Source organism: Streptomyces sp. CBMA291 (assembly GCF_014596525.1).
In the GTDB taxonomy this organism is placed as follows: Bacteria; Actinomycetota; Actinomycetes; order Streptomycetales; family Streptomycetaceae; genus Streptomyces.
The window spans coordinates 1-8,965 of sequence record NZ_MSJP01000035.1 but is presented as its reverse complement, the minus strand read 5'-3'; the positions used below and the strand labels follow the sequence as shown (position 1 = coordinate 8,965).

Annotated in this window: 6 protein-coding genes; 3 read left to right on the top strand and 3 right to left on the bottom strand. The window is 71.6% G+C overall.

Features of this window, described 5'->3' with window-relative positions; all coding sequences use genetic code 11:
* Positions 1-521 precede the first annotated feature (521 nt).
* Entirely contained in the window at positions 522-1,088 is a 567-nt protein-coding gene (locus tag BU197_RS10455) for a MarR family winged helix-turn-helix transcriptional regulator (protein ID WP_188267988.1), read from the bottom strand.
* Positions 1,089-1,243: 155 nt separating this feature from the next.
* On the opposite strand from BU197_RS10455, the gene BU197_RS10450 reads away from it, so the two are divergent.
* The gene (locus BU197_RS10450; RefSeq protein WP_188267987.1) at positions 1,244-2,515 is read left to right on the top strand and encodes an MFS transporter; all 1,272 of its coding nucleotides are present in this window, start codon (positions 1,244-1,246) and stop codon (positions 2,513-2,515) included.
* Positions 2,516-2,551: 36 nt separating this feature from the next.
* On the opposite strand, the gene BU197_RS10445 is transcribed toward BU197_RS10450, so the two are convergent.
* Positions 2,552-4,252 carry a SpoIIE family protein phosphatase gene (locus BU197_RS10445; protein WP_188267986.1) on the bottom strand — a complete coding sequence of 567 codons (1,701 nt, stop codon included), beginning with the start codon at positions 4,250-4,252 and terminating at the stop codon, positions 2,552-2,554.
* Between the two features lie 106 nt (positions 4,253-4,358).
* Complete coding sequence (locus BU197_RS30355) at positions 4,359-5,948, bottom strand: NAD(P)/FAD-dependent oxidoreductase (RefSeq protein ID WP_223183732.1); 1,590 nt, start codon at positions 5,946-5,948, stop codon at positions 4,359-4,361.
* 401 nt (positions 5,949-6,349) lie between these two features.
* Between BU197_RS30355 and BU197_RS10430 the strand changes: the two genes are divergently transcribed.
* Together BU197_RS10430 and BU197_RS10425 are read left to right on the top strand one after the other, a co-directional pair.
* Positions 6,350-7,177, top strand: coding sequence for a TetR/AcrR family transcriptional regulator (locus BU197_RS10430; RefSeq protein ID WP_411158474.1), 828 nt, complete (start codon positions 6,350-6,352; stop codon positions 7,175-7,177).
* A 439-nt stretch (positions 7,178-7,616) separates the two neighbouring features.
* On the top strand, positions 7,617-8,965 hold a 1,349-nt coding region (locus BU197_RS10425; protein ID WP_188267984.1), incomplete at its 3' end, for a sigma-70 family RNA polymerase sigma factor.

Sequence of the window (8,965 nt, the reverse complement as noted above, 5' to 3'; positions counted from 1 at the left end):
ACCTCGACCATCCGAAGATGGACGGGGTATCAACTAATCTGGCGTTGATTTTTGGCACGCTGTTGAGTTCTCAAGGTGCGGACGCTTCCTTCGTTCCTGTTTCCAGGCCCTCCGGGCGCTTCCTTCGTTTCCGACTCTATCAGATCTTTCCGATCCGATTTCCTCGGTACTTTCCGGTCCCTTTCGCTTTCGCTCCGGGCCCTTCCGGCGGTTCCGACTCTATCAGATCCTTTCGGCGTCTGATTCCCAGTCAGAGGGGGTTGTCTTTCCGGCTGTTGGGCCGTTCCGACGTCTCCGACTCTATCCGATTTCCCGCGTTGTCCATAATCAGACATTCGAATTGAATTTCGGCACGCCGAAATTCATCCCGGTGGGGAGATTGTGCAGAGTAAGAGGTGCCGCTACAGCGGCTGAGTGGCTGTCGAGAACCTCACCGGCTCTGCGACAACTCGGAGAACACTACGCATCCGGCAGGGGCGTGTCAACCTCCTGCCGGAGGGGCGTTCAGGGGCGTGGGCGCGTCAGTCCAGGTCGGTGAGACGGCCGCCCGCGTCCGGCTGTGTCAGTTCCACTCTGCGCAGGAGACGGATGAGGACCTCGCCGAGGACACCCTTCTCCTCGCCCGTGAGGTCCTGGAGCAGGTCCTCCTCGAAGGCGGTGGCCATCCGCATGGCCTCAAGCCACTTCGTCCGGCCCTCGTCCGTCAGCTCGACGATCACCCGGACGCGGTTGTTCTCGTCGCGGTCGCGGGTGACCAGCCCCTCCCCCGCCATCCGGTCGATGCGGTGGGTCATCGCCGCGGGCGTGAGACCGAGGCGCTTGGCCAGCTCGCCGGGACCGAGCCGGTAGGGCTCACCCGCGAGGACCAGGGTCTTGAGGACCTCCCACTCGGCGTTGCTGATGCCGAGGTCCACGAGCTGACGTCCGTACGCCACGTTCATCCGGCGGTTCAGCCGGCCGAGGGCGGAGACGATCTGCTCGACCTGGGGGTCGAGGTCGCGGAACTCGCGCTGATAGGCGGCGATCTGCTCGTCGAGGCTGGGCTCCTGGGGAGCCTGCGGACCGGACCGCTCAGGGGTGTCGGACATACGGCCGAGTATTCCACGGGCGCCGTTGGCATTGAAGTCCTTCGGTGTGTATTGTTAACACGTTAACTTTAGGGTTGAAGTCTTCAGGGTTCAGGGGTTCATCTCTGAACCTGCGACCGAAGTGGGTGAGTGTGACCAAGGCGAGGGGCGCAGCGATGCGCCGTATCCAGGCAGGCAGCGCGCTGAGCGCGTTCGGACTCGGCTTCACCGTGCCGTACCTCTATGTGTACGTGGCGCAGGTGCGGGATCTGGGCGCGGCCACGGCGGGCATCGTCCTGGCCGTCTTCGCCATGGCCGCGCTCGTGGTGCTGCCGTTCAGCGGGCGGGCCATCGACCGGCGCGGGCCGGTGCCGGTCCTCCTCGTGGCCTCGGCGGTCGCCGCCGTGGGCGCGGTGGCGCTGGGCTTCGCCTCCAGTGTCCCGGCGGCGGTGGGCGCGGCGGCGCTCCTGGGTGCCGGTACGGCCGTGCTCCAGCCGGCGCTGGCCACGATGATCGTCTGGTGCTCGACTCCGGTGGGGCGTACCCGCGCGTTCGCGATGCAGTTCTTCTTGCAGAACCTCGGACTCGGTGTCGGTGGCCTGATCGGCGGTCTGCTGGTGGACACCAGCCGGCCGGGCAGTTTCATCCTGCTGTTCTCGATCGAGGCCGTGATGTTCCTGGTGCTCGCGGCGGTCGTGGGGACCGTGCGGGTGCCCCGGGCCGTGGCGGCGGGTGCGCTTCCGGCCGAGGGCGGCAAGGGCGGCGGGGTCCGGGCGCTGCTCGGGCACAAGGCGATGGTGCAGCTGTGCGTCCTCGGCTTCGTCCTCTTCTTCGCCTGTTACGGACAGTTCGAGTCGGGTCTGGCCGCGTACGGCACGGAGGCGGCCGGTATCCAGCCGTCGACGCTGGGGGTCGCCCTTGCCGCGAACACGGCGGTGATCGTGGCCGCGCAGTTCCTGGTGCTGAAGTTCGTCGAGCGTCGCAAGCGGACCCGGGTGATCGCGGCCGTGGGTCTGATCTGGACCGTGGCGTGGCTGATCGCGGGGTATGCGGGGCTCGGGCACGGCAGCCAGGCCATGGCGACGGCGGCGTTCGTCTCCACGTACGCCCTGTTCGGGCTGGGTGAGGCGATGCTGTCGCCGACGGTGGCGCCGCTGGTGGCGGATCTGGCGCCCGAGGCGATGGTCGGGCAGTACAACTCGGCGTTCGCGCTGGTCAAGCAGTTGGCCCTGGCGGTCGGTCCGGCCGTGGGCGGGCCCATGGGGGCCGCGCTGCATGGTCCGTACATCGTGACGTTCGTGTTCTTCTCGCTCGGCATCACGTTCCTCGCCGTGCGGCTGGGCAAGCAGCTCACGCCGGAGCAGAATCAGCCGTCCCTCGCGCTGCGGCCCTCGAAGGTCGTCGCCCGGCACGAGCCGGAGCGCGAGGGCGAGCCCGCGAGGGCCTAGGCCGAACAGTACGGCCGCGAGCGGGGGGTCCCTGTCCTACCGGGGGCCCGCTCTGCCGGGGCCGGAAGGCGGGGTCTGGTCGCGCAGGGCGAACTCGCACCAGACCGCTTTGCCGCCGCCCGGTGTGCGGCGGCTTCCCCAGGACGAGGCGATCGTCGCGATGATGGAAATCCCGCGACCCGCCTCGTCTTCTGTTTCGGCCCTGCGGCGGCGGGGCAGGTGCTCGTCCCCGTCGGTGACCTCGATGATCAGGCGCCGGTCGGTGCGGCGCAGCCGTAGGCGCATGGGCGGGGTCCCGTGCTGGAGGGAGTTCCCCACCAGTTCGCTGGTGGCGAGGACGCCGAGGTCGCGCAGCTCGACCGGGAAGCGCCAGGAGGACAGGACTCCGGAGGCGAAGGCACGCGCGCGGGGTGCGGCCTCGACGCCGCCGAGGAGGTCCAGTGCCGCGTTGTGGAACAGCTCGGCGTCGGCGCCTTCGCGGGAGGGGTGCTGGACGACCAGGATGGCCACGTCGTCGTCGTGGTCGGCGGTGACGCCCAGGGCGCGGAGCAGCCGGTCGCAGACGACCTGCGGGGTGCCGCTGGCGCCGGAGAGGGCGCGGGCCAGTGCGGCGACGCCCTCGTCGATGTCCTCGCGGCGGCGCTCGACCAGACCGTCGGTGTAGAGGACGGCGGTGGAGCCGGGCGGAAGGGCGATGGTGCCGGAGGTGTGGAGCCAGCCGCCGGTGCCGAGCGGGGGTCCCGTCGGGTCCTCGGCGCGCCGGACGGTGCCGTCCTCGTCGCGGACGAGGATCGGGAGGTGGCCCGCGGAGGCGTAGACCAGCTTTCCCTCGTTGGGGTCGTGGATCGCGTACACGCAGGTGGCGATCTGGCTGGCGTCGATCTCGGCGGCGAGTCCGTCGAGGAGCTGGAGCACTTCGTGCGGGGGCAGGTCCAGGCGCGCGTACGCCCGGACGGCGGTGCGGAGCTGGCCCATGACGGCGGCGGCGCGCACACCGCGGCCCATCACGTCCCCGATGACGAGGGCGGTGCGGCCGGCGCCGAGGGTGATCACGTCGTACCAGTCGCCGCCGACGGCCGCGTCGGTGCCGCCGGGCTGGTAGGTGGCGGCGATCCGCAGGTCGTCGGGTTGTTCGAGTTCCTGCGGGAGCAGGGAGCGCTGGAGAGTGACGGCGGTCTCGCGGTGGCGGCGCTCGCTGGTCCGCAGCCGCTCGGCGGCCTCGGCGTGGTCGGTGACGTCGGCGGCGTGCACGAGGACTCCGCCGCCCTTGAGGGTCGGGCTGTCCACGGGCAGGCAGGTGACCGTGTACGAGCCGCCGTGCCGGGTGCGGCGGGACTTCACCGTGCGGGGCTTTCCGCTGCGGAGCACCTGGTCCATCAGGGGCAGCAGGCCCAGCTCCTCGGCTTCGGGGCAGGTGTCGGCGACGGTGGCGCCCGCGGTGCGGGGTCCGAAGGCCGCCGCGTAGGCCTCGTTCACGTACGCGATGCGGTGCTCGGGGCCGTAGGCGAGGGCGACCAGGCCGGGGAGGCGGCCGAGCAGCTCCCGTACGGAGAAGTCCTCCAGGGCGGGGACCGCCGCTTCGGGCGCTTCGGGCGCTTCGGCCTCGGGGGCTTCGGGGGTGGGCTGCTCCCGCTGCTGCGCGTACTCACCGCGGGCGGCGGGCACGGAGCTTCCCGTGCCCCGCGCCGCGCGTCGCTGTGTGCCGGGGAGACGGGCGCTCCAACGGGTGAAGTTCACGGATCTGTATGCCTCGTGGTGTCGTTGCCGTGCAGAGTCACGCTGTGCAGGTGTGAGCCCACCTATGGTCACACGTCCAGTGTGGACGAGTGCACTGACAGTGATGTCAGGACGACGGCTTGTCGTGGTGGTCCGGGGGTGGTGCGGCGGCGAGTTCGAATTCGGCGCGGGGGTGTTCCAGCGAGCCGAGGGAGACGATCTCCCGTTTGAACAGGCCGGACAGCGTCCACTCGGCGAGCACGCGGGCCTTCCGGTTGAAGGTGGGGACCCGGCTGAGATGGTAGGCGCGGTGCATGAACCACGCCGGATATCCCTTGATTTTCCGTCCGTAGACATGGGCGACGCCCTTGTGGAGGCCGAGGGAGGCGACGGAACCGGCGTACGCGTGCGCGTACTCCCCGAGTGGCCGCCCGCGCAGGGAGGCCGTGATGTTGGCGGCGAGGACCTTGGCCTGGCGGACGGCGTGCTGGGCGTTGGGGGCGCAGGTTCCGCCGGGTTCGGTGGCCGTGGTGTCGGGGACGGCGGCGGCGTCGCCGGCCGCCCAGGCGTGGTCGACGCCTTCGACGGTGAGGCGGGTGGTGCAGCGCAGCCGTCCCCGGGCGTCGAGCGGGAGTCCGGTCGCGGCGAGGACGGGGGCGGGTCGGACGCCGGCGGTCCACACGACGGTACGGGTGGGCAGACGGGTGCCGTCGCTGAGGACGGCGACGCGGTCCTCGCAGGATTCGAGGCGGGTCTCCAGGCGTACGTCGACGTTCCGTCCGCGCAGCTCGCGGATGGCGTAGCGGCCCATCTCCTCGCCGACTTCGGGAAGGATCCGGTCGGAGGCCTCGACGAGGGTCCAGCGCAGGTCTTCCGGGCGGATGTTGTGGTAGTACCGGGCCGTGTAGCGGGCCATGTCCTCCAGCTCGGCGAGTGCCTCCACGCCCGCGTAGCCGCCGCCCACGACGACGAAGGCGAGGGCCGCCTCGCGGACGGCGAGATCGCGGGTCGAGGAGGCGATGTCCATCTGCTCGATGACGTGGTTGCGCAGCCCGATGGCCTCCTCGACGGTCTTGAAGCCGATCCCGTGGTCGCGGAGCCCGGGGACCGGGAGCGTACGGGAGACGGAACCGGGGGCGAGGACGAGTTCGGCGTAGGGGAGGGCGAGGGTGCCGGGGTCCCTGCCGGGGGTGGCGGGGGCACGGGGGGCCTTGCCGGGGGTGCCGAGGGCCTTGCCGGGGACGGCGGGGGGCTGGGTGGGGATGGCGGGGTTCTGGGCGGGTCTGGTGAGGGCTTCCCAGAGGTTGTCTGTGTCCTCCCAGGGGACGGCGCTTGTGCCCTCTCCCAGGGCGGCGCTTGTGCCCTCTCCCAGGGCGGTGCTTGTGCCCTCCCACGGGGCGGTGCTCGTGCCCGGTCTCGTGGTGCCGGTGCGCTTCTTCCCCATGCCGGAGTGCGGCTGTGTGGTGGCGAGGGTGGAGAGGTGCGCGACGCGGTGGGCGTGGTCGATGGAGAGGACCTCGCCGATGACGATCCGGCAGCGGTCCAGGACCCTGCGGAGCGGGACCACGACGTGGCGCGGGGAGATCGAGCCCGCCGCCGCCTCGGGCAGGAACGGCTGGTACGTCATGTACGGCTCGGGAGTGACCACGACGATCTCGACGGCACCGGCTCTCAGCTCGGTCCTGAGCTGCCGCTGGAGGCGCAGCGCGGTGTACATGCCGACGTAGCCACCGCCGACGACGAGGATGCGCGCAGGTTCGGTCACTGTCCCATGACGCACCCGCCGTCCGTCGTTTGTCCACAGGCCTGACAAAGTGTGTGCCCGGAGGGGATCGAGTGCCCGGGGTGGCGGATGGGTCGAGTCCGAGGGCAAGAGAGCAGGTCACAGCAGGTGTGACGGGCCTGGTGGGTGGCCGGAATCGGGAGTCTTCCGGTCCTTGCTCCGATCGGGGGTCGCACCGTACGGAACTCCCCCTTCTGAATTGACCCCGACTCAACTATGTTCGTACCTCGTCGGGGTGTCGGTGGGGAGCGCGTGGACCGATGCGCTCGCCGGCCGCAAACCCTTTTCAGGGCGGGGAGTCTCCGGGGGGAGACATCATGAGCGGGGGAACGCTTATGCACATTCAGGATTCACGCTGGCAGTCGGGCACCGGGACGGCGACCGTCGACGACGGTCCCCACACGGGCACCATCGCCCCTGTCGGCAGCTCGGCCGCAGGCCGGTCCGCGCCGCTGCGGGTGGACGCGCAGCGCAATCTGGAGCACGTACTGCGCGCCGCCCGCGAGGTGTTCGGCGAGTTGGGCTACGGGGCTCCGATGGAGGACGTGGCGCGCCGCGCCCGGGTCGGTGTCGGCACCGTCTACCGGCGCTTCCCCAGCAAGGACGTGCTGGTGCGCCGGATAGCCGAGGAGGAGACCTCCCGGCTGACCGAGCAGGCCAGGGCCGCGCTGGGGCAGGAGGACGAGCCGTGGTCGGCGCTCTCCCGCTTCCTGCGGACCTCGGTGGCGTCGGGCGCCGGCCGTCTGCTGCCGCCGCAGATACTGCGGGTGGGTGTGGACGACGCCGTGGTGCTGCCGTACGCGGAGGACGCCTCGGGCTCCGAGGGCGCCGCGGGCACCGGGACCGCCGGTGACGGCGCCCGGGTGCCGCACCAGCGGGGGCTCGGCGAGCCGGGCGACGGGCATGCGGTCGCGCCGCGAGTCGGGGCCGGTTCCGGTTCGGCCGGTGAGCGGGACGACGCCGGGGCCTCGGAGCTGCTGGAGGTCGTCGGCCGACTGGTGGAGCGGGCACGGGAGGCGGGTGAGCTGCGGACCGATGTGACCGTGGCGGACGTCCTCCTGGTCATCGCCACCGCCGCCCCGGCGCTGCCGGATGCGGTGCAGCAGGCGGCGGCGTCGGCACGGCTCCTCGACATCCTTCTGGAGGGGCTGCGGTCCCGGTAGGAGTGGGGCGGTTCCGGTAGGGCGGTCCTGATCGGGTGGTCCCGGTGGGACGGTACTGATCGGGTGGTCCCGGTCAGGGGTCCCGTAGGGGCCGATCCCCGTGGGTCCGTCCCGTAGGGGGGCTGACCCGTAGGGGGCCCGACCCGTAAGGGCCTGCTCCCCCGTCGAGTCGCTCCCGTCAGACCCGTGGAGGTCTTCCGCCGCCCCGTCAGGTCGGTTTCACGCTTTCCCCCGCACCGGTTCCGTCGAGCCGGTGCGCGAGGGGGTTTTGTCATCCGTGCGGGTCAACGGGGGTGACACGGACGTGTGAGCGGTTACGTCCGGGTCCTCGAAGTCGCCCCGGATGAGTGGTAAGTAGACGCGGCGCTTCGGCATGCCCGCGCTCTGTGGCAGGCTTGACCGGTGTTCGGGTCTGAGCGTGCGTACGGGGGCTTCCGCCATGAGCGGTGACAGACGGGACGATGCGCTGGGCGCCGGAGGCGGTACCGAAGCCGGTGGCCTCCCCTCCCGGCAGGTGCCGAACCAGGGTGGCCCGGGAGGCGTCTCGGGGTCGTCGAGCGCGGGCACCCCCCATCCGAACGCGTCCCGTAAGGGCTCCGCGGAGTCCGGCCAGGCCGATCCGAGCGTGCCGCCGCAGCGGGCAGGCGGCAGACGCCTCTCCGGCACCCGGTCCACGGGCATCCGGCGCTTCGGCCGTCGCGTCGCCACCGGAAGCGTCCCCGCCGATGACGCCCCCACCGGGAACACCCCCGCCGACAAGGACGCCTCCGGGACGGCCCCGTACGGAACCGACCCTCACGGAGCCGACCCTCAGGGGACGGACCCGTACGGGACGGACACCTACGGGAAGAGCGTCTCCGGCGACGAGTACGACGGCGTCCTGCCGCCGCCCCTCGAAATGCCGCCCTCCGACGCCGAACTCATCGGGCTCATGCGCGAGGGCGACGACTCCGCGTACGAGGAGCTGTTCCGGCGCCACTCCGAGCCCGTGCGCCGGTACGCCAGGACCTGCTGCCGGGACTCGCACACCGCCGACGACCTGACCGCCGAGGTCTTCGCCCGCACCCTTCAGGCCGTCCGGGGCGGCGCCGGGCCCGAATACGCCGTGCGCGCCTACCTCATGACCACCGTGCGGCGGGTCGCCGCGGCCTGGACCAGGACGCAGCAGCGCGAGCAACTCGTCGAGGACTTCGCCGTCTTCGCCGCCGACGCGGCCCGCTCCTCCGAGGTCGCGGAGCAGGACGCCCTCGACCTCGGCGCCGACGTCCGGGCCATGAACGAGGCCGAACGGTCACTCGCCCTCCAGGCCTTCCGCTCGCTGCCCGAGCGCTGGCAGGCCGTGCTCTGGCACACCACCGTCGAGGAGGAGTCGCCGAGCGAGGTCGCCCCGCTCTTCGGCCTCACCGCCAACGCCACCGCCGTCCTCGCCAGCCGCGCCCGCGAAGGCCTCAAGCAGGCCTACCTCCAGGCCCATGTCAGCCAGTCCCTGACCGCGGGCGGCGACTGCGCCCAATACGCCGACCGGCTCGGCGCCTACGCCCGGGGCGGCCTACGGACCCGGGCCGAGCGCGGTCTGCGCAAGCACCTCGACGAGTGCGCCAAGTGCCGGCTCGCCGCCGGTGAACTCGCCCATGTCAACGCCGGGATCCCCGCGCTGCTGCCGGTCGCCGTCATCGGCTGGTTCGCCGCCGGGTACTCCCTCAAGGCCGCCGGGGTCGTCGCGGGCGGGGTCGCCGGAGCGGGCGCGGCGGGTGCCGCTGCCGCCGCCGGCGGCTCTTCCGGCGGTAC

What these genes read in the sequence shown, in the direction of transcription:
- BU197_RS10450 (WP_188267987.1), top strand. Translation starts at nt 1,244, where the DNA reads ATGCGCCGTATCCAGGCAGGCAGCGCGCTGAGCGCGTTCGGACTCGGC.
- BU197_RS10430 (WP_411158474.1), top strand. Translation starts at nt 6,350, where the DNA reads ATGCACATTCAGGATTCACGCTGGCAGTCGGGCACCGGGACGGCGACC.
- BU197_RS30355 (WP_223183732.1), bottom strand. Translation starts at nt 5,948, where the DNA reads ATGTACACCGCGCTGCGCCTCCAGCGGCAGCTCAGGACCGAGCTGAGA.
- BU197_RS10455 (WP_188267988.1), bottom strand. Translation starts at nt 1,088, where the DNA reads ATGTCCGACACCCCTGAGCGGTCCGGTCCGCAGGCTCCCCAGGAGCCC.